The sequence below is a fragment of the Telluria sp. ZT3P25 genome (assembly GCF_059685895.1).
Genome location: NZ_JCASIJ010000001.1, coordinates 1,073,012 through 1,095,152, shown reverse-complemented (window position 1 = coordinate 1,095,152; position 22,141 = coordinate 1,073,012). Strand labels below are relative to the sequence as shown.

The 22,141-nt window shown below is 65.1% G+C and carries 22 protein-coding genes; 13 read left to right on the top strand and 9 right to left on the bottom strand.

The window, feature by feature from the left end; genetic code table 11:
• Positions 1-58: 58 nt before the first annotated feature.
• Complete coding sequence (locus tag AC56LY_RS04865; RefSeq protein ID WP_499577034.1) at positions 59-769, top strand: c-type cytochrome; 711 nt, start codon at positions 59-61, stop codon at positions 767-769.
• Entirely contained in the window at positions 769-2,043 is a 1,275-nt protein-coding gene (locus AC56LY_RS04860) for a cytochrome c (RefSeq protein WP_499581953.1), read from the top strand. The genes AC56LY_RS04865 and AC56LY_RS04860 overlap by 1 nt, the downstream gene beginning before the upstream one ends.
• Before the next feature lie 12 nt (positions 2,044-2,055).
• Here the strand turns inward: AC56LY_RS04860 and AC56LY_RS04855 are convergent, their stop codons facing one another.
• A complete protein-coding gene (locus tag AC56LY_RS04855; RefSeq protein WP_499577030.1) occupies positions 2,056-3,177 on the bottom strand; it encodes a type IV pilus twitching motility protein PilT in 1,122 nt (373 codons plus the stop codon).
• Between the two features lie 72 nt (positions 3,178-3,249).
• A complete protein-coding gene (locus tag AC56LY_RS04850) occupies positions 3,250-3,804 on the bottom strand; it encodes a DMT family transporter (protein WP_499577026.1) in 555 nt (184 codons plus the stop codon).
• Between the two features lie 125 nt (positions 3,805-3,929).
• Here AC56LY_RS04850 and AC56LY_RS04845 point away from each other — a divergent pair, with 125 nt between their 5' ends.
• Positions 3,930-4,712 carry a head GIN domain-containing protein gene (locus AC56LY_RS04845; RefSeq protein WP_499577022.1) on the top strand — a complete coding sequence of 261 codons (783 nt, stop codon included), beginning with the start codon at positions 3,930-3,932 and terminating at the stop codon, positions 4,710-4,712.
• Between the two features lie 23 nt (positions 4,713-4,735).
• Here AC56LY_RS04845 and AC56LY_RS04840 read toward each other — a convergent pair whose 3' ends face one another.
• Both AC56LY_RS04840 and AC56LY_RS04835 read right to left on the bottom strand, forming a co-directional pair.
• Positions 4,736-5,215: a copper chaperone PCu(A)C gene (locus tag AC56LY_RS04840; RefSeq protein WP_499577018.1), complete on the bottom strand. Its 480-nt coding sequence runs from the start codon at positions 5,213-5,215 to the stop codon at positions 4,736-4,738.
• Positions 5,216-5,255: 40 nt separating this feature from the next.
• The gene (locus AC56LY_RS04835) at positions 5,256-5,798 is read right to left on the bottom strand and encodes a YaeQ family protein (RefSeq protein WP_499577016.1); all 543 of its coding nucleotides are present in this window, start codon (positions 5,796-5,798) and stop codon (positions 5,256-5,258) included.
• Positions 5,799-5,933: 135 nt separating this feature from the next.
• Here AC56LY_RS04835 and AC56LY_RS04830 point away from each other — a divergent pair, with 135 nt between their 5' ends.
• The 7 genes from AC56LY_RS04830 (at position 5,934) to AC56LY_RS04800 (ending at position 13,983) form a co-directional block, all read left to right on the top strand.
• The gene (locus AC56LY_RS04830; RefSeq protein WP_499577015.1) at positions 5,934-6,965 is read left to right on the top strand and encodes an NADP-dependent oxidoreductase; all 1,032 of its coding nucleotides are present in this window, start codon (positions 5,934-5,936) and stop codon (positions 6,963-6,965) included.
• Between the two features lie 154 nt (positions 6,966-7,119).
• A complete protein-coding gene (locus AC56LY_RS04825) occupies positions 7,120-7,458 on the top strand; it encodes a KGG domain-containing protein (RefSeq protein ID WP_499577014.1) in 339 nt (112 codons plus the stop codon).
• Positions 7,459-7,684: 226 nt separating this feature from the next.
• Positions 7,685-8,218, top strand: a complete 534-nt coding sequence (locus tag AC56LY_RS04820) for a YgjP-like metallopeptidase domain-containing protein (RefSeq protein WP_499577010.1) — start codon at positions 7,685-7,687, stop codon at positions 8,216-8,218.
• 220 nt (positions 8,219-8,438) lie between these two features.
• Positions 8,439-9,671, top strand: coding sequence for a hypothetical protein (locus AC56LY_RS04815; RefSeq protein WP_499577008.1), 1,233 nt, complete (start codon positions 8,439-8,441; stop codon positions 9,669-9,671).
• Positions 9,672-9,676: 5 nt separating this feature from the next.
• Positions 9,677-10,117, top strand: a complete 441-nt coding sequence (locus AC56LY_RS04810) for a phosphate ABC transporter substrate-binding protein (RefSeq protein WP_499577006.1) — start codon at positions 9,677-9,679, stop codon at positions 10,115-10,117.
• Positions 10,118-10,130: 13 nt separating this feature from the next.
• Positions 10,131-12,884, top strand: a complete 2,754-nt coding sequence (locus tag AC56LY_RS04805) for a bifunctional diguanylate cyclase/phosphodiesterase (protein WP_499577005.1) — start codon at positions 10,131-10,133, stop codon at positions 12,882-12,884.
• On the top strand, positions 12,865-13,983 hold the full coding sequence (locus tag AC56LY_RS04800) for a diguanylate cyclase domain-containing protein (RefSeq protein ID WP_499577003.1): 1,119 nt from the start codon (positions 12,865-12,867) through the stop codon (positions 13,981-13,983). The genes AC56LY_RS04805 and AC56LY_RS04800 overlap by 20 nt, the downstream gene beginning before the upstream one ends.
• A 9-nt stretch (positions 13,984-13,992) precedes the next feature.
• On the opposite strand, the gene AC56LY_RS04795 is transcribed toward AC56LY_RS04800, so the two are convergent.
• The 5 genes from AC56LY_RS04795 to AC56LY_RS04775 all read right to left on the bottom strand — a co-directional run bounded on the left by AC56LY_RS04795 (position 13,993) and on the right by AC56LY_RS04775 (position 18,130).
• On the bottom strand, positions 13,993-14,589 hold the full coding sequence (locus AC56LY_RS04795; protein ID WP_499577002.1) for an LOG family protein: 597 nt from the start codon (positions 14,587-14,589) through the stop codon (positions 13,993-13,995).
• Positions 14,590-14,600: 11 nt separating this feature from the next.
• Positions 14,601-15,296 carry a TetR/AcrR family transcriptional regulator gene (locus tag AC56LY_RS04790; protein WP_482898206.1) on the bottom strand — a complete coding sequence of 232 codons (696 nt, stop codon included), beginning with the start codon at positions 15,294-15,296 and terminating at the stop codon, positions 14,601-14,603.
• A gap of 91 nt (positions 15,297-15,387) precedes the next feature.
• On the bottom strand, positions 15,388-16,233 hold the full coding sequence (locus AC56LY_RS04785; protein WP_499577001.1) for a response regulator: 846 nt from the start codon (positions 16,231-16,233) through the stop codon (positions 15,388-15,390).
• Positions 16,234-16,293: 60 nt separating this feature from the next.
• Entirely contained in the window at positions 16,294-17,256 is a 963-nt protein-coding gene (locus AC56LY_RS04780) for an esterase/lipase family protein (protein ID WP_499576999.1), read from the bottom strand.
• A gap of 94 nt (positions 17,257-17,350) precedes the next feature.
• Complete coding sequence (locus AC56LY_RS04775) at positions 17,351-18,130, bottom strand: RNA methyltransferase (protein WP_499576997.1); 780 nt, start codon at positions 18,128-18,130, stop codon at positions 17,351-17,353.
• Positions 18,131-18,311: 181 nt separating this feature from the next.
• Between AC56LY_RS04775 and AC56LY_RS04770 the strand changes: the two genes are divergently transcribed.
• From AC56LY_RS04770 to AC56LY_RS04760, 3 genes are all read left to right on the top strand, one after another.
• On the top strand, positions 18,312-19,091 hold the full coding sequence (locus AC56LY_RS04770) for an inositol monophosphatase family protein (protein WP_183553544.1): 780 nt from the start codon (positions 18,312-18,314) through the stop codon (positions 19,089-19,091).
• A gap of 246 nt (positions 19,092-19,337) precedes the next feature.
• Positions 19,338-20,714 (top strand): DEAD/DEAH box helicase, encoded by a 1,377-nt coding sequence (locus AC56LY_RS04765; RefSeq protein WP_499576994.1) that lies wholly within the window; start codon positions 19,338-19,340, stop codon positions 20,712-20,714.
• Positions 20,715-21,278: 564 nt separating this feature from the next.
• Entirely contained in the window at positions 21,279-22,130 is an 852-nt protein-coding gene (locus AC56LY_RS04760) for a hypothetical protein (protein ID WP_499576992.1), read from the top strand.
• Positions 22,131-22,141: the final 11 nt, after the last annotated feature.

The window sequence follows — 22,141 nt, the reverse complement described above, 5'->3', positions numbered from 1 at the left end:
CCGCGCGGCGTTCAAGATTCGCGCTATCATCGTCAGCGTCCATGCTGCCGGTGAATCCATGATGTCTCGCTGCTTCCGTTGGCCCGCTGCTGCGCTCCTGTGCGCTGCAACGTCCGTGGCCAACGCCGCGCCACAGCCCGTCCCCGACACCCTCACCCAGCGCCTGCTCGCCTGCGCCACCTGCCACGCGCGCGTCGATGCACGCGGCAACCCCGTCAACGACAGCTTCTATCCGCGCATCGGCGGCAAGCCGGCCGGCTACCTGTACCACCAGCTGCGCAACTTCCAGGATGGCCGGCGCCACTACCCGGTGATGACTTACCTCACCGAGTACCTGCCCGACGCCTACCTGCGCGAGATTGCCGCGCATTTTGCGGCGCAGGCACCGACCGTGCTGCCGCCCACGCCCATGAACCTGTCACCCGCGCAGCGCGAACGCGGTCGCCAACTGGTGCACGAGGGCGACGAAGGGCGCGGCATCCCGGCCTGCATCGCCTGCCACGGCGCGCGCCTGACCGGCGTGCAGCCCGCGATCCCGGGCCTGCTTGGTCTGCCGCGCGATTACGTCAACGCGCAGTTCGGCGCCTGGCGCAACGGCGTGCGGCGCGCCCACGCGCCCGATTGCATGGGCCAGGTGGCGGCGCGCCTGTCGCCCGACGATGTCGCCGCCGTCTCGGGCTGGCTGGCGGCGCAGTCAATGCCACCCGACCCACGGCCGGCCGATGCCGTCGCCCGTCCGCTGCCGATCCTCTGTGGCAGCGCGCCATGATGAAGACCGTCCGCATCGCTTTTCTCGCAGGGGTGGCGGTCGTCGGCGGCGCGATCCTGCTCGCGTGGCCGCGCGCCGAATTCGTGCCGGCCAGCTCGCCTGCGGCCTGGGCGTCCACGCCCGCCAACATCGCGCGCGGCGCCTATCTGGCGCGCGCCGGTGACTGCATCGCCTGCCACACGGCGCGTGGCGGCGTGGCGTATGCCGGCGGGCGCGCGCTCGATACGCCGTTCGGGCGCTTTTACGGCCCGAACCTCACACCCGACCGCGACACCGGCATCGGCGCCTGGAGCGCCGACGACTTCTGGAATGCGCTGCACAATGGCATCGCACCAAGCGGCCGCCTGCTGTATCCGGCCTTCCCGTACACGAACTACACCAAAGTGACGCGCGCGGATTCGGATGCGCTGTACGCGTACTTTCGCAGCCTGCCGCCGCAGCACCAGGCAAACCGGCCGCATGCCATCCGCTTCCCATACAACCAGCCGGCGTTGCTGGCCGGCTGGCGGCTGCTGTACTTTCGGCCCGCCGAATATGCCGCACAACCGGCGCGCAGCGCCAGCTGGAACCGGGGCGCGTACCTGGTCGAGGGATTAGGCCATTGCAGCGCCTGCCACAGCACGCGCAACAGCCTGGGCACGACCGATGGCACGCTGGCCGGCGGCATGATCCCGACCCTTGGCTGGTACGCGCCATCGCTGACTGCCAACCGTGAAGCGGGCCTTGGGGACTGGAGCGACGCGCATATCGTGGCGTTGCTGGGCACGGGCATCTCGCCACGCGGCGCGGCGACCGGTCCGATGGCCGAAGTGGTGGCGCGCAGCCTGCAGTACCTGACGCCCGAGGATCTGGGCGCGATGGCGGGCTATCTGAAGTCGCTCGCTGCCACGCCTGCGGTAGCGCAGCCCACGCTGGTATCGGCGCCAGCTGCCGAACAGGTGCTGGCCGAAGGCGGGCGAATTTACGCGGCGCAGTGCGCGGCGTGTCATGGCGACGATGGCAAGGGGAACGCGCCGGCCTACCCGCCGCTGGCCGGCAACCGCGCCGTGACCATGACGCCGGCCGTGAACGCGATCCGGATGACGGTCAACGGCGGCTTCCCGCCCGGCACGCGCGGCAATCCGCGGCCTTACGGAATGCCGCCGTTCGGGCATGAACTGAATGATGAGCAAGTGGCGGCGGTACTGACCTGGGTCCGGGTCAGCTGGGGCAATGCCGGCGCGCCGGTCACGGCGACCGAGGTCAATCGCTATCGGGCGGTGTCGCTCGATTGAGTCGCCAAGGGCTCACACCATATCGGCAAACGCCACGCGATCGGTGGTGGCATTGCGCGCATCCTCGACGCGCACCTTGTGCGACGCCAGCAAGCCTTCGAGCGACGCATTCATCGTGTGGCAACCGGCATCGATGCCCCGATTCATGTGCGCGCGGATGCTGCTCAGGTCCCCTGCTTCGAGCATGCGCACGACGGCCGGACTCGGGGTCAGGCATTCGGTGGCGAGGTGGTAGCGGTTGCCCTCGACCGACGGCAGCAAGGCCTGGCACAGCACGCCGCGCAGCGCGTGGGCCAGCGCTTGCGCCTGGGCGTCCGTGTTGCCCAGCAGGCGCAGCATCTTTTGCAGGCCCAGCTCGGTCGAACGCGCATGCAGAGACGCCAGCACCAGCGGGCCGGATTCGGCCAGCGCCAGCGCTTCCTGCGCGGTCTGGGCGTCGCGGATCTCGCCGATGACGATCACGTCGGGCCGCTCGCGCAGCGCGTCCAGTGCGCCCAGGTAGTAGCTGTCGACGTCGCCGTCCTCGCCCACTTCGCGCTGCGTGATGATGCACTTGCGCTGCGGGATCAGCGTTTCGACCGGGTCTTCGATGGTGATGATGTGGCCCGAGCGGTGGCGGTTGATCTCGTCGAGGATCGACGCGATCGTCGTCGACTTGCCCTGGCAGGTGTCGCCAATGATCAGGACCAGGCCGCTGGTCAGGCGCGCGAATTCGCGCTCGTCGTCCCACAGGCCCAGATCGGCCAGCGGAATCGGCTCTTTCGGAAAGCGCCGGATCACGCAGCCTATCCGCTTGCCGCCCTGGAAGCGGAAGCAGTTGGCACGGATGCGCGCCGTGTGCAGGTCGATCGAGCGGTCAAACGCGCGCGAGGCGATGCGCTGCGGCCAGTTCGGCTCGATCACGTCGAAGAATTCTTCCAGCTCTTCCTTCGTGATCGGCGAATCGGTCACCGCCACCAGACCCTTCGGCTGGCGCAGCATCAACGGGCTGTTCTGGTGGATGATGATGTCCGAAAACACCAGCTTCGAGTTCAGCAGATGCAGGATCTGCTGGACCAGGGTTTCGAACACCGGATGGTCTTCGTTCTCGATGTACGACAGGGTGGGGATCTGCGAGGACTGGTGATATTCCATCTGGCCGATGCTAGTAAAAGATCAAGTGTCGACCATTATAGAACCTGAATATTGCAGAAAAGAAAAAAATCTTTAGCGTGACATACTTGCAACAATCCGCTCGCCGAACACCGTGATCGTCACCCCGGCCACCACCACCAGCGCACCAATAACGCGCACACCGGACACCTTGCGCGTCGCCATATTAATCAGCCCGAAATGGTCGATCGCCATCGAGCTGAGCAGCTGACCGGCAATCACCAGCACGATCAGGCTGAGCAGCCCGATGCGCGGTGCTAGGAACACGGTCCCGAACACGAACGCCGCACCAAGAAAGCCGCCAAGGAATTTCCAGGCCGGCTGCGATGGCAATGCGGCCAGCGTCGCGCCCAGGCCGCCCACCCCGCTCTTGGCCAGCGCAACCGCCAGCAATACCGCCGTGCCGCAACTGAATGACACCAGCGCCGCCATCACCGAATTGGCACCGATCGAATGGGCGAGCTGGCTATTGACTGCCGCCTGCACCGACATGGCCATGCCCACACAGAAGGCCATCGCCAATAAAATCACGTTCATCGCACTACTCCGTTGCAAAAAGCGCACTATCTTAGTGCATCTTGCGTGGGCGTGCTCGATCTTCCGGCGCATGCGGCTTAATCCGCACAGTTGCATTTCACACCACGTCGCGCGCAGTCTGTCGCAAACGGCTCGGCGGAACCGGGCCGTCCTGCCAGGATGTGCAGCATACCCACCGACTTTCAAGGAGCCCCACCATGTCGCGTCATGTCTGTTCCACCTCTGCCCTGCGCGCCCTGATGCTCGCCGCCGCCCTCGCCTGCACCGTGGCGCCCCCGACGGCCACGGCCTGGCCATTTGGCGGCGAACAAGTCGACGGCAATGGCACCGTCACACGCCAGGCGCGCAAGGTCGAGTCATTCAATGGCATCGCGCTGGGCCTGCCGGGCCGGCTGGAACTGCGTATTGGCAACGTCGGCAACGTCGACAGTGTCACAGTCGAGACCGATGACAATCTGCAAGCCCTGGTCGAAACGCGGGTGGAAGACGGCATGCTGCGCATCCGTCCCGCCAGGCGCAACCTCGACCTGCGCACGCGCAATCTTAAAATTGTCGTGACGGCGCGCCAGATCGAGCGCCTGTCACTGGGCGGCTCGGGCACCATCGATGCGGATGTCCTGCACGGCAAGCGCCTGGACGTGGACGTCGGCGGGTCGGGCAAGATCCAGATCGCGCGACTGGACGCCGAGACGGTTGCGGCCAAAGTGGCCGGCAGCGGTGACCTGCGCGCCGATGGCGGAATGGTACGTGACCTGTCCGTGTCGATCGGTGGCTCGGGTAGTGTTGACCTGGGCAAGGTTGGCGCCGATACGGTACGCGTCAGCATCGCCGGGTCCGGCGACGTGACGGTGTGGGCAAAGAACGATCTGCGCGCAAAAATCGCCGGGTCGGGCGACGTGGGCTATTACGGTGACCCGGCAGTGAGCCGCAGCGTGGCGGGCTCGGGAGAAGTGAGGCGCATCGGGAACGCGCCGCGCTGATGCGGTGAAGTCGCCGGTTGCGCTCAGTGGCCGGCGTGGCCCGCGTGCGCATCCTGCGCTGCCGGCTTGCCGCTGTGCGTCAGCGGCATGACCGGCAACGTCACTTTGACTTCCTGGCGTTTGGCGGCGGCGTCCTGCACCACCAGGGTCAGCTCGACGTTCTCGCCTTCTTTCAGCTGGCGCTTCAGGTCCAGCAGCATCACGTGGTAACCGCCCGAGGCCAGCACGACCGGCTTGCCGGCCGGCAGATCGATGCTCTTCACCTGACGCATGCGCATCACCTGGCCCTCCATCGCCATCTCGTGGATTTCGGCGCGGCCGGCAACGGGCGTACGCACCTCGAGCAGGCGCGCAGGCGTGGCCGATTGCAGCTGCATGAAAGCGCCGGTGCTTTTCTGGGCCGGCACGGTGGCACGCACCCACGGTTCGGTCACGGTGACCTGGGCCAGCGCGGAGACGGAAAACAGGCCAGCGGCAAGCGCGGCGATCAGGTGACGGGTCATGGCAATCCTTGGCAAGTTGGTGTCAGTGAAAAATACAATCTTACACGGCGCCGCGCAAGGCTTCGCGCTCGACCAGCACAGTGTCGGTGCCGTCGGTCAGCCACACCTGACCATCCTGGATCGTGCACTGCAGCGCCATCGAGCGTGACGCCATTTTCTCGAGCTGGGCGCTGATCTCGGCCGGGATGTTGATCACGCTGACGTTCCTGGCGCGCTCGATCTTGTTGGCGATGCCCTTGAACCAGATGCTGCTCGTTGCGCTGTAGCTGTAGACGATCACTTTCTCGGCGCGGCCGGCCGCCTTCAGCAGGCGCTTCTCGTCGGGCTGACCCACTTCGATCCACAGGTCGATGGCGCCGGTCAGGTCCTTGAGCCACAGCGCCGGCTCGTCGACGTCGAACAGGTCTTTCGTGAACGCCAGCGCCGGGTCGGCGTGCAGCGCGTAGGCCAGCACGCGGATCATCACGCGTTCCTCGGTCTCGGACGGATGCCGGGCGATCGTCAGGCTGTGTTCGTGGTAATAGTTGCGGTCCATGTCTGCAATCGACAGGTCGGCCTTGTAGATGGTCGCTTTGATAGCCATTGGTGCGGTGCTTTGAACGGATTGATCGGTAGTCGGACTCGTGAGCCCGCTATTGTCGCATGCGCAGCGCGCGCCGGGCGACGGCGCGGGGTAGACTTCCTGGCACAGATCATCCAACCAAGCCAGGAGACCCGCATGACCGACACCTTTCCACCCAATCAGCAATTCCTGCTCGCTGCCCGCCCGGTCGGACTGCCGCAGGCCCACGACTGGCAATTGCACGAACAGGCGGTGCCGGCGCCTGGCGAGGGCGAGATCGTGGTCAAGGTGCTGTATCTGTCGCTCGACCCGGCCATGCGTGGCTGGATGAACGAAGGCAAATCGTATATCCGCCCGGTCGCCATTGGCGAAGTCATGCGCGCCGGCGGGCTGGGCGTGGTGGTGGCGTCGCGTTCGCCCCGCTTTGCGGTGGGCGACCATGTCGCCGGCGGCACCGGCGTGCAGCGCTACTGGTCCGGCCCGGCCGATGACAAGAACGCCAGCTTCAACAAGATCGATCCACGCATCGGTCACCCTACCGCGTGGCTGAACCTGCTCGGCATGCCGGGCATGACGGCCTGGTTCGGCCTGCGCGAGGTCGGCCAGGCCAAGGCCGGCGACACGGTCGTGGTTTCGGGCGCGGCCGGCGCCGTCGGCATGACCGTGGGCCAGGTCGCCAGGCGCATGGGGTGCCGCGTGGTCGGCATTGCCGGTGGCGCCGAGAAATGCCGCTTCGTCGTCGAGCAACTGGGTCTTGATGCTTGCATCGACTACAAGGCGGGCGGCCTGCACGCAGCGCTCAAGCAGCATTGCCCGCAAGGCGTGGACGTCTATTTCGACAATGTCGGCGGCGACATCCTCGACGCCGTCCTCACGCGCATCAACATGAAAGCCCGGATCGTGATCTGCGGGGCGATCTCGCAATACAACGTCACCGCACCCGTCAAGGGGCCGGCGAACTACCTGGCGCTGCTGGTGAACCGCGCGCGGATGGAAGGCATGGTGGTGTTCGACTACGCGGCGCGCTACCCGGAAGCCGTGGCCGAACTGGGTGCGTGGCTGGCGGCGGGCGAGATCGCCAGCCACGAGCACGTGGTCGACGGCTTCGAACAATTCCCGCAGGCGCTCCTGATGCTGTTCGAAGGCCGCAACCTGGGCAAGCTGGTCTTGAAGGTGGCCGACGCATAGGCACCTCGCAGCTGCCTCTGGCCTGCCCTTGCATGAAAACGGTGGAACTAACGCTCACCACGTCTCTCTAAACACGAGCGCGCATCCTGTGTGCGCTCGTGGCATTCGGGCACGACCTCTATCACTGACAGCCCAAGGGCAGAAGGAGATCGACATGGCGACCAGCAAAGAGAACGGCATCAAGGGCACGACCACCGGCAGTGCCCAGAAAAGCGGGCAACCGGCCAAGCGTGGTTTCGCAGCGATGGACCAGAACCAGCAGCGCGAAATCGCCAGCAAGGGCGGCCAGGCGGCGCACCAGAAAGGCACGGCGCACGAATTCGATTCCGAAGAAGCGCGCCGCGCCGGCCAGAAAGGCGGTGAAGCCGTCAGCCGCAATCGCGCGCACATGGCCGATATCGGCCGCAAGGGGGGCGAGAGCCGGCAGTCGGCGCAGCGCGCGGCGGCAGCGGCGCTGGCCGACAAAGGCAATCGCCAGGGCAAGGACAGCTAGTCTTGCCAGCGTCGTTTCCCGCCCGCGCGGGAACGACGCGTTGGCGCTGCGTGTCTGCTGGGGCCCGTTGTCTGCTCGGGCCCGTTGCCTGCGCCGCCCCGTTGCCTGCGCCGCCCCGTTGCTTGCGCCGCCCCGTTGCCTGCCCGCTCCCGGCAACGCTCACCTCCCCACCTCCTGGCCAACCATTCGGGCGCAGCGCCACCCCCTGTGGTACATTGCCCGCCTTATGCAAACGCTGAAATACCTGACCGCCTATCCCGAGCAACTGCGCACGCAGGTCAGCGACCTGATCGCGCAGAACCGCCTTGGCGACACACTGCGTCAGCGCTATCCGGCGCCGCACGGCATCCGCACCGACCGCGCCCTGTACGACTATGTACAAGACCTGAAGGACGAGTACCTGCGCCAGGCCGCGCCGGTGTCAAAAGTGGCTTTCGACAGCAAGATCCAGGTGGTCCAGCATGCGCTCGGCCTGCACACGGCCATCTCGCGGGTCCAGGGCGCACGCCTCAAGGCCAAGCACGAGATCCGCATCGCCAGCCTGTTTCGCGATGCGCCGCTGCCGTTCCTGCGCATGATCGCCGTGCACGAACTGGCGCACCTGAAAGAAAAAGAACACGACAAGGCGTTCTACAAGCTGTGCAGCTGGATGGAACCGGCCTATCACCAGCTGGAGTTCGACGTGCGGCTGTACCTGACCTGGCTCGATCTGGCCGGCGCACGCTTGTGGGACGTCGAACCAGCAACGCTGTCGCGTTGATGCTACCATGTGCAACTATCGTTGCGCATGTGCAACAAAAATCTTCGCCGATTGTCTGTCTTGTCGTGCTCCGCTCGACTTTGAACGTGTGCTTCGCTAGAGTCGTCAGGTTCTGGCCCGGCGTCACCCGACACCATACAGGCCCTTGGCGCCAACATCTCATCACATGCTTTTGCACTATTTCCCCGGCACGCTATTGCCTGCCGCATTCGTTACTTGCATGCTCGCCTGCACGCCGCTGTATGCCCAGGCGCAGGCACCCGTGCAGGCCGCCGAACCGGCGCCCGACACGGTTGCTGGCCCCACGTGGCAGCTGTCCGGCTTCGGCACGCTCGGCGTCGTCCATTCGAACAACCGTGAGGCCGATTTCACCTCGTCCATCCTGCGCGCCAGCGGCGCCGGCGTGTCCGGCTCGTGGAGTCCGGACGTCGACAGCCGCCTCGGCGCCCAGCTCGACGTGGGCCTGGGTGCATGGTCGGGCGTGCTGCAGGTGGTCAGTGAACAGCACCTGGACGGCAGCTATCATCCGCGCGTCGAATGGGCCAATATCAAGTACCAGATAACGCCCGATCTCGCCGTGCGCGTGGGCCGCATCGCCCTGCCGGTCTTTCTGGGCGCCGAATCGCGCAAGATCGGCTACACCATTCCGTGGGCGCGTACGCCGGTCGAAGTCTATGGCGCACTGCCGATTTCAAGCAGCGACGGGATTGACGCGACCTGGCGCTGGAACGCGGGCGCCGTGCGCCATGCAACGCAGGTCTTCTCGGGCAGCACCGACCAGAAACTGGGCTTTGGCCTGCAAATCGACGCCGAAAACATCCTGGGCCTGTCGCACAGCATTGATTACGGCCCCCTGACGGTGCGCCTGTCGGCCGCGCGCGCGCGCCTGAACACCGGCATCGCCGCCGACCTGTTCGCCGGCATGCGCATGTTCGGCCCGCAGGGCCAGATGCTGGCCGAGCGCTACGCCATCGTCGACAAACGCGTGGAGATGGTCAGCGCCGGCGCCAGCTACGATCCGGGCCCCTGGTTCGTCACCGCCGAAGCGGGGCGCGCCCGCACCGACTCCCTGCTCGGCGACGGCACTTCGGTGTATATCGGCGCCGGCTGGCGCCAGGGTGCATTCACCCCGTACGTCGGCTACGCGCAGATCCGTGCCGACATGAACACGTCCGATCCCGGCCTGTCACTGGAAGGCCTGCCACCGCCCGTCGCCGCCGGTGCCGCCCAGATCAATGGGGCGCTGAATACCTTGCTGTCGATGATTCCGATCCAGACCACCTGGAGTACCGGCGTGCGCTGGGATGTCGCATCCGACCTGGCCCTCAAGCTGCAGTTCGAGCAAGTGCGCCCGCGCGGCGGCTCGCGCGGCACCCTGATCAATTCCACGCCTGCGTTTCGTTCGGATCGCACGGTCAACGTGACCAGCATTGCGCTGGACTTTGTCTTTTGACGCCGATGAAAACACGCCTCGGTACTTACTCCCGCCAGATGCTGGTCCTGTGCACGCTGTGCTTTGTCGCCACGAGCGCGTCGGCCGAACTGGTCGTCATCGTTTCCAGCCGCAACCCGAACCCGGTGCTCAACGCCGAGCAGGTCAGCGCCATCTTCCTCGGCCAGACGGGCCGCTTCCCCGATGGCGCGGCCGCCGTTGCCATCGACCAGGGTCTGGGCGCCGCGCAGCGCGACCTGTTCTATCGCCAGCTCACCGGCAAGAGCCCCGCGCTGCTCAAGGCGCACTGGTCGAAGATGGTGTTTACGGGCCGTGGCCAGCCGCCACGCGAAGCTGCAAGCGACGCCGCCGTGCGCCGCATGGTGGCCGACAATCCGTCGATGATCGGCTACATCGAGCGCGCCGCGCTCGACCCGTCGGTGCGTCCGGTGCTGGTGCTGCAGTGAGAACGCCGTGAACATGCTCGCGCGTCCAACCGGGCCGGCGCTGGCCGCCAGCGACGAGCAGTCGGCCGCCGCCCCGCGCGCGCGCGGCCGGCTGGCGCGCTGGCTTGCGCTGGCGCTCGAGACACACATTTCGCTGCCGCTGTTTGCGCTGGCGCTGCTGGGCGCGATGTGGTTCGGCACCCTGCACGTGATCGATGCCGAGCGCCGCACTGCCATCGCGGCCACCCGCGACGCCACCCAGGAACTGCTCGACACCTATGAAGCGCAACTGGCGCGCAGCCTGAGCGCGATCGACCAGACCCTGCGCGTGCTGAAGTACGCTGTGGAGCAGAACGGCCCGACTGGCGCCCTGCCCGCGCTCGAAGCCAAGGGCCTGCTGCCGCCCGGCCTCGTGTTCCGGGTCGAAATCAGCGATGCCAGCGGGCGCATCGTCGCCAGCAATCCGGCATCGAAGGGCCGCAATCTGGCCGGTAGCGCGTGGTTCGAATTCCATCGCCAGACGCGCGACGACGTGCCGTTCGTTAGCCTGACGAACCTGAGCGAGTCATCGCACGAACCGATCGTCCATTTTTCGCGCCGTATCAACGATGCCAGCGGCCACTTTGCCGGCGTGGCAGTCGTCGCGCTCGACCCGGCCTATTTCACCAGTGGCTACGAACGCTCGCGCCAGGGCGATCGCGGCCTGCTCGGCATGGCGGGCACCGACGGCGTGCTGCGCGCACTGCGCGTCGGCGAAACCGTCTCGTGGGGCCAGCGCTTTGCGCCGGGCGTAAACGGTGGCATAGCAGCCGGCACGGGCGCGCGCGGCGCCCCCGTGCTCGAGGACGAAGCCCGCACCGTCGCCAGCCGCTCGATGAACAGTTTCCCGCTGGTCGCGGTGGCCGGCCTGTCCGAAGCCGAACAGATGGCCGATTTCTATCAGGGCCGGCGCGCCTGGTTGCTCGGTGCGGGCGCGGCCAGCGCACTGCTGATCGCCGTCGTGATCCTGGTCAGCGCCTGGTCATGGCAATTGGCCAAGGCGCGCCGGCGCGAACGGCTGGCGCAGGAAACCTATGCCGCCGCATCCGAAGCCAGTCCTGACGCCTTCTTCGTGCTGCGCACCGTGTTCGGCCCCCGCGGCGAGGTGCGTGATTTTGTCGTTGCCACCACCAACAGCCGGGCCGAGCGCTTCACCAGCCTGACCAAGCACCAGATGGCCGCCAAGCCGATCTCGGGCCTGCTGCCACCCTCGATCAGTCAGTCGGTCTTCGACGATCTGTCGGCAGTGGCGCGCGACGGCATTGCGCGCGAAACGGAATGGCAGGCGCAGAGCCTGCCCCAGCCCGGTGTCTGGCTGCACCGCCAGGCCGTCGCCGTGGAGGGCGGCGTGGTGGTGATCGTGCGCGACATCACCGAGCGCAAGGTCGGCGAACAGCGCATCCGTCACCTGGCCCACCACGATGACCTGACCGGCCTGCCCAACCGCAGCCTGCTGCGCGAACGCCTGGGTCAGGCGATCGTTACCGCCGCCGGGGCGGGGCAAGCGGTTGGCCTGGCGTTCATCGACCTCGATGGCTTCAAGCTGGTCAACGACACGCTGGGCCACAACGCCGGCGACGAACTGCTCAAGGTGGTCGGCGCGCGCATGCACCGCTGCCTGCGCCGCGACGACACGCTGGCGCGCTTCGGCGGCGACGAATTCGTGATCCTGCTGCCGGAACTGGCGGGCGACCCGATGGCGATCGCGCCGCTGCTCGAACGGGTACGCGAAGCGGTTACCGAGCCAGTGCTGGTCGAGGGCCAGGAAGTCCAGGTCAGCTGCAGTATCGGCGTGACGTTCTACCCGCGCGACGGCGCCAGCGCCAATGCGCTGATGATGCACGCCGACGTGGCCATGTACCGCGCCAAGGAACTGGGCAGCAATAACGTGCAGTACTACGTCAGCGAGATGAACGAGAGCGTCGACGAGAAACTCGTGCTGCTCGAAGGCCTGCGCGCGGCGATCGACACCTGCGCCGAAGACTATCCGGGCCCGTGCCAGTTCCAGCTGCTGTACCAGCCGAAGATCGACCTGCGCACGAATTGCCTGTTCGGCGTCGAGGCGCTGATTCGCTGGCACCATCCGGAGCAGGGCCTGGTCTCGCCGCTGCGCTTCATCGGCCTGGCCGAAGAGAGTGGCCTGATCGTGCCGATCGGCGACTGGGTGCTGCGCACCGCCTGCGCCCAGGCCCAGGCCTGGCGCATGGACGGTCTGCCGCCAGTGAGCGTGTCGGTCAATGTCTCGGCGCGCCAGTTCGAAGACAAGCGTCTGGTCGAACGCGTCGCCGACGCGCTGCGCGCCAGTGGCCTGCCGGCCGACGGCCTCGAAGTCGAGGTGACCGAGAGCCTGATCATGCGCGACCTGGGCCGCTCAATCGACAAGATGCGCGAGCTCGAGGCGATGGGCGTGGCGCTGTCGATCGACGACTTCGGCACCGGTTACTCGAGCCTGTCGGCGCTCAAGTCGTTCCCGATCAGCCGCCTGAAGATCGACAAGTCGTTCGTCGCCGACCTGGCCGATTCGCCCGACGACCAGGCGATCGCGATGGCCGTGATCTCGCTGGGCCACAAACTCGACCTGCGCGTGATTGCCGAAGGCGTCGAGACCGAGCAGCAGCGTGACTTCCTGCGCGCCAACGACTGCGACGAAATGCAAGGTTACCTGTTCAGCCGTCCGCTCCCGGCCGGCGACATTGCACGCCTGCTCGCGGGCGGCGCAGGAGACACGCATGCACCCTGCCCCCAATAGCACCAGTACCAGCGCCAGCACGGGCGCTGCGCCGTCCCATGACGCACCCATGCTGCGCCGCATGCGCAATTACTGGTTCGCTACCGCCATGCTGTACGTGGCCACCATGGGCCTGCTGGCCGCGCAGGTTGGCGCGGGCTACACGCCACGCGGTCCCGCGCTGGTGCTCAGCATCGTCGCCGCGTGCGGGACGCTGGCGTTCTATGCGCTGATCCGCTTCAGCACGCGCCTCAAGATCGCGCCCGACATGCTCGCCGCGCTGCAATCGCTGTTCGCGATCGGCTGCACCATCGTCGGCTATGCCATTGCCGGTCCGCTGCGGGCATCGCTCCTGAGCATGCTGGTGGTGGCCATCGCTTTCTGTACGTTCGCCATGCACCCGCGCCGCGCACTGCTGCTGGCCAGCGCCGCACTGGCCGGCATGGCCGGCATCATGTGGTATCTGCAGGCAGTCGATCCGCTGGGCCACCCGCCCGCAGTCGAAGCAATGAGCTTCGGCTACCTGGCTGCCGCCTTGCTGGCGACCACGCTGCTGGCCAGCGAAATGACCAAGCTGCGCCGGCGTATGAAGGCCAGCCGGCAGGAGCTGCTGGCGGCGCTCGAGACCATCCGCCTGCTTGCCACGGTCGACGAATTGACGTCGCTGGCGAACCGCCGCCACATGAACGAGTTGCTGGGCGCCGAAGAACGGCGTTCGGCGCCGACGACCAGTTGCGTGGCACTGCTCGACCTCGACCTGTTCAAGCAGGTCAACGACCAGTATGGCCACGCGGTGGGCGACGCGGTGCTGCGCGGATTTGCCGGCGCGGCGCATGGCGCGCTGCGCGAACACGATACGCTGGCGCGCTGGGGTGGCGAGGAATTTTTACTGCTGCTGCCCGATGCCACGGCGCAGGCGGCGCGCCAGGTGCTCGAGCGCATCGTCACGCGCGTGCATGCACTGCACATCGACGGCATGGCGCCGGCGCAGCGGATCAGCTTTTCGGCCGGCCTGGCCGAACGCCGCGATGGCGAACCGTTCATGGAAGCGATCAGCCGCGCGGACAAGGCCCTGTACCGTGCCAAGGCGGCAGGACGCGACCGGATCGAAGTGGCCTAGCTTGTCTGCCTAGCCTTTCAATTCGTCGGCCGCCGCCGCTGGCAGGCTCGACGCCAGCACGACCGGCGCCGACGCGCGCAGGCGCTGGATCAGCAGGTCGGGATCGCTGTCGGCGATCATCAGGTTTTCGTGCTCGGGCCGCACGAACCCTTCGGCCACCTGGTGACCCACGAACGCGCGCAGTCCGTCATAGAAACCATTCACGTTCAACAGGCCGATCGGCTTGGCATGGATGCCCAACTGGGCCCAGGTCACCATTTCAAACAGTTCTTCCAGCGTGCCCATCCCGCCGGGCATGGCGATGAAGCCTTCGGACAGGTCGGCCATCATCGCTTTGCGCTCGTGCATGTCCTTGACGACGAACAGGCGCGTCAGGCCCGCGTGGCCGACTTCGCGCTCGACCAGCGCGCGCGGGATGACACCGGTGGCTTCACCACCCAGACGCAGCACTTCGTCGGCGATCACGCCCATCAGGCCGACCTTGCCGCCGCCATAGACGAGGCTGATGTTGTGGTCCACCATCGCGCGCGCCAGCAGGCGCGCAGCGTCGGCATAAACAGGGTTGACGCCGTGTGCGGCGCCGCAGTAGACAGCAAGGGTTTTCATCGTATGCATTTTCAGAGGAAATCAGCGCCGGGCCGGGCATCGGCCGACAGTTTTTTCAGATAGTCGTCAGAGAGCTTCTCGAACAGCACGCGCGTCTCGCCATTCAGGTAGGGACCGATCATCGACAGCACCTGGTAGCAGCCGCGCGCGAGCGCATCGGCAATCGCCTGCTGCTCGCTGTATTTGCGGGGATTGCGCACGTATTCAAACGACAGCCAGTAAGTCGCCACCACCACCATATTGGTGGCCATGGCGCCGATCTGCTGGTCCGACGCATCGAGCGAACCTTCGCTGCGCAAGTCTTCGCACAGCTGGCGCGCGACCTTGATCTTGTGCGCGTGGATCGCCTTGAAGTGCAGTTCGAGCTTGCGGTTGCGCGACAGCAGATCGTTCAGATCGCGGTAGAAGAAGCGGTAGCGCCAGATCAGCTTGAACATATGGTGCAGGTAAAGCCACACGTCTTCCATGTTCGAGCGGCGCCCGGCCGGCACCGTCAGGATGCGCTCGATCTCCGCCTCGAACTGGACGAAGATCGAGTTGACGATATCGTCCTTGTTGCGGAAATGGTAGTACAGATTGCCGGGCGAGATGTTCATCTCTTCGGCAATGACGGTGGTCGTGATGTTGGGCTCGCCGAACTCGTTGAACAACCTGAGCGAGAGCTCGAGGATGCGTTCACGGGTCCGGCGCGGTGCTTTTTGTTGCATGTAGGCCGCTGTTCGTGTTTGTTCCCGCAAGGATATCATCGAACGGTCGTTCTATCGAGCAATCTACCGGCAGACCGGGCTCGGACTCGCCTTACCCGGTGCAGCGCGCGCTTTGCAGACGGAACGCTTCGTCGAGCTGCTCGCGCAGCGCCCGCGCGCCCAGCGGCTTGATGTAATGACCGTCCGCCACGCCACTCTTGATGGCCGCTTCGATGTCAGTCAGGTCGGGCTGACCCGACAGCATCAGGCGCACCGTGTTCGGGTAACGCGCCGCTGCCTCGGCCAGCACCTCGGTGCCGCGCATGCCGGGCATCGCCTGATCGCACAGGATGACTTCGACCGGTTCGTGCGACAGCACCTGCAGCGCTTCTTCGCCGGAGCAGGCGCTGAGGACCCGGTATGGCTGGCCGATCAGCATGTCGTTGAGCACCCCGAGCATGAAGCGGTCGTCGTCGACCAGCAGCAACGTGCGCGCGCCGGCGTCCGGCGTGGCGGCGGTGGCCGTGGTGTCATTGGCCGCCATGGCCGTGACCGGAGGCGGCGCTGCAGCCGCTGCGGGCGCGGACGCCGGTGCGGTCGTCAGGAAGGCTTCAAGTTCGGCGACGAAACTTTCGGGTTCGATCGGCTTGCTGATATAGCCATCGAAGCCGGCGGCCAGGACTTTTTCGCGGTCACCCGTCATCGCCAGCGCAGTCACGGCGAGGATTGGCACGCCAGCCAGCGCCGGGTCACCCTTCAGCTCGGCCAGGACGGCAAAACCGTCCATGCCTGGCAGGTTGACGTCGCAGGCGATCAGATCGGGGCGCTCGCTGCGTGCAGCGGCCACGCCGCGGGGCCCGTCGGCCGCACTCAGCGGCGCGTGACCATATGCGCTGAGCAGGAACGACATCAGTTCGATGTTGGCCGGGTTGTCTTCGATAATCAGGATGCGCGCCACTGGCTACTCCGAAAGATGCGTTGTTGATATCACTGTACCACGCTCGGGCGCGGGGTGGATTCACGCAGCGCCGTGCAAAACAGGGGGTGCCTGACGGGCCGTTTGCAGACCACCGATCTCGGCCATGACGAGCGCCAGCACGCGCCGGTTGCGGCCCAGTGCGACATGGCCGACGCCGCCCAGTTCGACATTGCGCGCCCCTTCCAGGTGACCTGACGTCTGGGGCGCCACGATATTGTCGTGGTGCGTGTAGATCGACGTGATACGCGCGCGCGTGGCGGCATCTTCGTGCGCGGCGAGTTCGCGCAACCACGTGCAGGCGGGCCCGTCGACACCCGCGCGCTGCATCTGCTTGGCATTGATGCCGATTCCGAACGTCGCCAGGCACGTGCCGTGGTGCGGCGTGCCGAGCGTGATGACGCGCGCCGCATGCGCGCCGCCATGGCGGCGCAACCAGGCGCGCGCGGCCAGGCCGCCCATGCTATGGCCGACAACGATGACCTGCTGCGCGCCAGCCTCGCGCCGCAACCGTGTTGCGCCCTCTTCGATCGCATCGGCAAAGCCGTCGATGTCGCCGGTAAGCGGCTCCAGGTCAAGCGTGGCATGGCTGATGCCGGCCGCGTCGAGCCGCGGCGCCAGGTGCGCCCAGTAGCCGCTGTTGCAGCCGTAACCGTGCAGTAGCAGGACGGGCGGCGTGCTGCAGTCAGGATGGATGCGTGTGTGGGGCCGCGCACGCGGCATGTGCCAGGAACTGACCAGCATGCTGGCGCCGAACTCTTCGCCGACCATGCGCAAGGCGGCAGCTGCCCCGAGCTGGTGCCGGGGTGGCGTGGGACTGGCGACGCGCCGGCTCATCACGAAATTGTTTGCGTTGATCGCCAGGCGCACCAGCACCACGCTCATGACGCCAATGGCGGCGGCGTACCACGGCCCGGCGCCGGCCCAGGCAGCACCTGCGGCGATGGCACAGGCGATCAGCGCCTGCACGAGCAGGATCAGGCGTAGCAGAAGGCGCGAGCTCATGCCGGGGGCCTGTTGGAAGGACGGGCAAGGCGTGGGGCCGAATCGATGCGGTGGATGTCCATGACGCGAGTATAGGCCTGGCGTGGCGGCCGCATCAACGGGGCGGCGCATCCTTCAGGATCGCACGGGCGATGCCGCGCAGGATGTTGACTTCTTCGAGTTCCAGGCCACCGCGCGCGAACATGCGCTTGATGCGCGGCATCAACTTTTTCGGGTTGTCGGCATTCAGAAAACCGATGGCGACAAGGGCCTGCTCGAGGTGCGCGTACATGCCGTCGATCTGGGTCACGCTGGCGGCGTCGCCCTGGAAGCCGACGCCACGCGTATCGGGCGCGCCGCTGACGAAGGCCATGCGCGCCTCATAGGCCAGCACCTGGGCCGCCTGCGACAGGTTCAGCGACGAATAGTCGGGATTGGCCGGGATGTTGATCAAGACATTGCAGCGCTCGACGATGTCGTTCGGCAGCCCGACGCGCTCGTTGCCAAACACGATGGCAGCGCGCAGGTCGGGGGCGGCGCCGGCGTGTTCGGCGAACGCGCGCGGGGTCCAGACCGGGGGTGAAAATTCGCGCAGGCGCGCCGAGACGGCAGCAGCGAAGTTGCAGCCGTCGAGCGCCGCGCCGATATCCGGCACGACCCGTGCATTGTTCAGGACGTCGCCCGCGCCGCTGGCAAAGGCGACGGCTTCCGGGTCATTGACGAAGTCGGCGCATTTCGGCGTGACCAGCACCAGATCGGTAAAGCCCATTGTCTTCATCGCACGCGCGACCGAGCCGATGTTGCCGGCGCGGCTCGTTTCGACGAGGACGAAACGCAAACGGCCGAACAGCGGCGGCGGGGGCAAAGAAGAAGTGTCGGTTTGGGTCGGGTTCATTTACAATAGCGACCATCGCGTGGTGCGGACGGTTTTACGGTAGCGGGGGCAAGCCCCGGATTGTAACGGGTTCCAGCGCCACCCTGCTCTTTAATCACTCTTCAATAGCTGATCGTTCACGGCGCCCTTTCGGTGCGTGAGTGGGCGTTCGCGTTCTTACGGAAAAGCCTCCATGCACCCAATGCTCAACACGGCCATCAAGGCCGCCCGCCGCGCCGCCACCGTCATCAACCGTGCGTCCTTCGACATCGACCGCATCGTCGTTTCAGAAAAGCAACATAACGATTTCGTTACCGACGTCGACCAGGCGGCGGAGCATGAAATCGTCGAAACGCTGCTCAAGGCGTATCCGGGCCATGCCATTCTGGCCGAAGAAAGCGGTGCATCAGCCAATCTGAACGACGAGAGTGAAAACGTGTGGATCATCGACCCGATCGATGGCACCACCAACTTCCTGCACGGCTACCCCAACTACTGCATCTCGATCGCGCTCAAGCAGCGCGGCGTGATCACGAACGGCCTGGTCTATGACCCGGTCCGCAACGACCTGTTTACCGCCACCAAGGGCGGCGGCGCTTACCTTAACGACAAGCGTATCCGCGTGCGCAGCACCGAGCGCATCGGTCGCGCGCTGCTGTCGTCGGGCCATGGTCCGGATCCACGCGCACTGGCCGAATACCTGCGCATGTACGAAGTCGTCGCCTCGCGCAGCCATGGCGTGCGCAGCGGCGGTTCCGCAGCACTGGAACTGGCCAACGTGGCCGCCGGCCGCATCGACGGCTTCTTCGAAAAGAACCTGAAGATCTGGGACATCGCTGCCGGCGCCCTCTTGGTGACTGAGGCTGGTGGCATCGTCGGCGAATTCAGCGGCGAATCCGATTACCTGAACAAGGGCGACGTGATCGCGGCCGGTCCGAAGGTTTTCGGCGCGCTTGTCCCGCTGTTGTCGCCTTTCGCGTAAAATACACGTTGTAACAGTCAGGCCACTCGCAGGCGGTGCTTGCCAGTGGCCTGTGCTTTTATACAATACGTTACAGAGTTCTGCATCAAATACTTTCTACAGTGAAATACACTTCACTATAATCCCTGCCAGCCGCCTTTGCGGCAGCGTCCGGGCGCCCGCTAGCTTGCGCGCCTGCATCGATCAATCCGATTCCAGGACTGCCGCCAAGCATGGCGACGGGCCGCTTTTTTACTGAAAAAATCTATGTCATTTTCTTCACTTGGTCTTTCTGACGCGATCGTGCGCGCGGTAACCGAACAAGGCTATACCGCCCCGACCCCGATCCAGAGCCAGGCCATTCCAACCGTGCTGAACGGCGGCGACCTGCTCGCCGGCGCCCAGACCGGTACCGGCAAAACGGCTGGCTTCACGCTGCCGATCCTGCATCGCCTGTCGAACGACACTATCGGCGCAGCGCAGAAAAACAAGACCTCGCCACGCGTGATCCGCGCGCTGGTCCTGACCCCGACCCGCGAACTGGCGGCCCAGGTCGAGGAAAGCGTGCGCCTGTACGGCGCGTACACGAACCTGAACTCGGCCGTCATCTTTGGCGGCGTCGGCATCAATCCGCAGATCAAGCTGCTCAAGCATGGCGTCGACATCCTCGTCGCCACGCCGGGCCGCCTGCTGGACCACGCTGGCCAGGGCACCGTCGACCTGTCGAAGGTCGAAATCCTGATCCTGGACGAAGCCGACCGCATGCTGGACATGGGCTTCATCCACGACATCCGCAAAGTGCTGGCACTGCTGCCGGCCAAGCGCCAGAACCTGCTGTTCTCGGCTACGTTCTCGGAAGAGATCAAGACGCTGGCTGATCGCCTGCTGAACAACCCGCAGATGATCGAAGTGGCACGCCGCAACTCGACCGTCGAAGTCATCGCACAGAAGATCCACCCGGTCGACCGCGACAAGAAGCACCCGCTGCTGTCGCACCTGATCAAGGCGAACAACTGGACGCAGGTGCTGGTCTTCACGCGCACCAAGCACGGCGCCAACAAGCTGGTCGAGCAGCTGGGCAAGGACAGCATCGGCGCAATGGCGATTCACGGCAACAAGAGCCAGTCGGCACGCACCAAGGCGCTGGCCGAGTTCAAGGATGGCAGCCTGCAGGTGCTGGTCGCCACCGACATCGCCGCGCGCGGCATCGACATCGACCAGTTGCCACACGTGGTGAACTACGACCTGCCGAACATTCCGGAAGACTACGTCCACCGCATTGGCCGTACGGGCCGTGCCGGCGCGACGGGTGAAGCGGTATCGCTGGTGTGCGTCGACGAGCACCAGATGTTGAAAGACATCGAAAAGCTGATCAAGCAAACGCTGCCACGCGAAGTCATCGAAGGTTTCGAGCCGGACATGAACGCCAAGCCACAACCAATCCAGCTGCGCAGCGGCGCCCCAGGCCACACCGGCCGCGGCGGTCGTCCAGGTGGTGGCAATGGTGGTGGCCGTGGTAACGGCGGTGGCGGTGGTGGCGGCGGCAACGGCGGCGGCAACAAGCCCCGCACCCCCGGCGGCGCCCCGGCAGCCGCAAAACGCAGCGGCCCCCGCCCCGCCTCCGCAGTACGCCGCGACCGCTAATCCCATTAGGGCTTAATTAGGGTCAGAGTCGAATTATTGGGAAAGATTGTCACAACGCCCTCTGATTCGATTTCACCCGAAGGTCAATGTCGCAAAAGCTCTTACCCAACAATGAGGGTCAGAGTCGAATTGTTTGACAACTTTAAAAGTTGTCAGTTAATTCGACTCTGACCCTCATTGTTCTATTTCTACTCAGCATCTGAAATCGTGAACGTGCGGCACTATTATTGCCTAGCTAAAAAATCCTGCGCTGGCGAGCGATCATTGATTTCCCCAAGGCTTTTTTCGCTCTTGATTGAATGAGGGTCAGAGTCGAATTGTTGAGCAATATCCTCAAGAAAGTTGAGATCCGGCTTTTTCCATCGCCGGCTTTCCTAAAATCAATTACATATTAAGTAGGGTCAGAGTCGAATTATTTGATAACTTTTTAAGTTGTTATTTAATTCGACTCTGACCCTCATTGTTTATTGGGCTGAGGGAATGGCGCGGTGTTGATGAATAACAATGAGGGTTGGTTGGGGGTGGGAAGAATGGGATGTTGGGGAAGCGTGATGAGGGGGTGATATGGAGCGCCGGCGGATGTTGCGTGTGGGGGTACTGGTTGGGTTGGTGTTGGCGGGATGTGCTTCGCCTGGGCCTGTCAGCCTGACTGAAGTGCGGGAATTTGCGGATGCGTCTGCCAAGCTGGGTGGTTATGCGGAGTTGTCGCGGCGGTATCGGGATACGTACCAGCGCGAATTGCCGTATTTGTCACCCCAGGCGGAACGCATGGCGCGCGATACCGATGCAAAGCGGCAGGCGGTGTTCGGGAATTTTGTAGCAATCCAGAAGACGCTTGTTCTGTATATGCAGACGCTGAGTTTACTGGCGGGAGAGGACCGGTACGATTTATCCGGACGCATTGACGAGCTGGGGCACGGTCTCGGTGCCGTGACCGATTCCGGGCTGACGCAGCGTCATGTTGCGGCGTATGCGGGGATGACCCGGCTGTTGACGCGAATTATTACGTCCCGCTACCAGAATCAGCACGTCGATACAATGGTGCGCGATGGGGACGCTGACGTACAGGCGCTGCTTGATGCCATGATGGTTCTCACCCGCATTTATGAAAAAGCCAATGCGAATGAACAGAAAACCGTACTGGGCAGCTTCAATGCAGATATCCCAATGGCGAATCGCACTACGGATCGCATGCTGGTCATGTTGGCCAAGGTGCATCTGCAGAACAAGACGGCCGAGTACAAGCTGATCGACCGCCGGTACAAGCTGGCCCAGCAGGGCTTGACCAAGGTGGCGCTTGGCCATCAGAAAATGCGCGAGAACATGGATCATCTCAGCAGCGCGGAAACGCGACGCATGCTGGCGGGCTATGTTCGCGACTTGCATTTGATCCGCAATGCTCTCAGCGACGATTAAGGGGGAACACC

Excerpts from the sequence above, each read along its gene's own strand:
- AC56LY_RS04830 (WP_499577015.1), top strand. The coding sequence starts at position 5,934 with ATGACCGACACCTTTCCACCCAATCAGCAATTCCTGCTCGCTGCCCGC.
- AC56LY_RS04780 (WP_499576999.1), bottom strand. The coding sequence starts at position 17,256 with ATGAGCTCGCGCCTTCTGCTACGCCTGATCCTGCTCGTGCAGGCGCTG.
- AC56LY_RS04825 (WP_499577014.1), top strand. The coding sequence starts at position 7,120 with ATGGCGACCAGCAAAGAGAACGGCATCAAGGGCACGACCACCGGCAGT.
- AC56LY_RS04810 (WP_499577006.1), top strand. The coding sequence starts at position 9,677 with ATGAAAACACGCCTCGGTACTTACTCCCGCCAGATGCTGGTCCTGTGC.
- AC56LY_RS04865 (WP_499577034.1), top strand. The coding sequence starts at position 59 with ATGATGTCTCGCTGCTTCCGTTGGCCCGCTGCTGCGCTCCTGTGCGCT.
- AC56LY_RS04845 (WP_499577022.1), top strand. The coding sequence starts at position 3,930 with ATGTCGCGTCATGTCTGTTCCACCTCTGCCCTGCGCGCCCTGATGCTC.
- AC56LY_RS04820 (WP_499577010.1), top strand. The coding sequence starts at position 7,685 with ATGCAAACGCTGAAATACCTGACCGCCTATCCCGAGCAACTGCGCACG.
- AC56LY_RS04795 (WP_499577002.1), bottom strand. The coding sequence starts at position 14,589 with ATGAAAACCCTTGCTGTCTACTGCGGCGCCGCACACGGCGTCAACCCT.
- AC56LY_RS04835 (WP_499577016.1), bottom strand. The coding sequence starts at position 5,798 with ATGGCTATCAAAGCGACCATCTACAAGGCCGACCTGTCGATTGCAGAC.
- AC56LY_RS04850 (WP_499577026.1), bottom strand. The coding sequence starts at position 3,804 with ATGCGCCGGAAGATCGAGCACGCCCACGCAAGATGCACTAAGATAGTG.
- AC56LY_RS04815 (WP_499577008.1), top strand. The coding sequence starts at position 8,439 with ATGCTCGCCTGCACGCCGCTGTATGCCCAGGCGCAGGCACCCGTGCAG.
- AC56LY_RS04770 (WP_183553544.1), top strand. The coding sequence starts at position 18,312 with ATGCTCAACACGGCCATCAAGGCCGCCCGCCGCGCCGCCACCGTCATC.
- AC56LY_RS04840 (WP_499577018.1), bottom strand. The coding sequence starts at position 5,215 with ATGACCCGTCACCTGATCGCCGCGCTTGCCGCTGGCCTGTTTTCCGTC.
- AC56LY_RS04800 (WP_499577003.1), top strand. The coding sequence starts at position 12,865 with ATGCACCCTGCCCCCAATAGCACCAGTACCAGCGCCAGCACGGGCGCT.
- AC56LY_RS04760 (WP_499576992.1), top strand. The coding sequence starts at position 21,279 with ATGGAGCGCCGGCGGATGTTGCGTGTGGGGGTACTGGTTGGGTTGGTG.
- AC56LY_RS04765 (WP_499576994.1), top strand. The coding sequence starts at position 19,338 with ATGTCATTTTCTTCACTTGGTCTTTCTGACGCGATCGTGCGCGCGGTA.
- AC56LY_RS04855 (WP_499577030.1), bottom strand. The coding sequence starts at position 3,177 with ATGGAATATCACCAGTCCTCGCAGATCCCCACCCTGTCGTACATCGAG.
- AC56LY_RS04860 (WP_499581953.1), top strand. The coding sequence starts at position 769 with ATGAAGACCGTCCGCATCGCTTTTCTCGCAGGGGTGGCGGTCGTCGGC.
- AC56LY_RS04775 (WP_499576997.1), bottom strand. The coding sequence starts at position 18,130 with ATGAACCCGACCCAAACCGACACTTCTTCTTTGCCCCCGCCGCCGCTG.
- AC56LY_RS04790 (WP_482898206.1), bottom strand. The coding sequence starts at position 15,296 with ATGCAACAAAAAGCACCGCGCCGGACCCGTGAACGCATCCTCGAGCTC.
- AC56LY_RS04805 (WP_499577005.1), top strand. The coding sequence starts at position 10,131 with ATGCTCGCGCGTCCAACCGGGCCGGCGCTGGCCGCCAGCGACGAGCAG.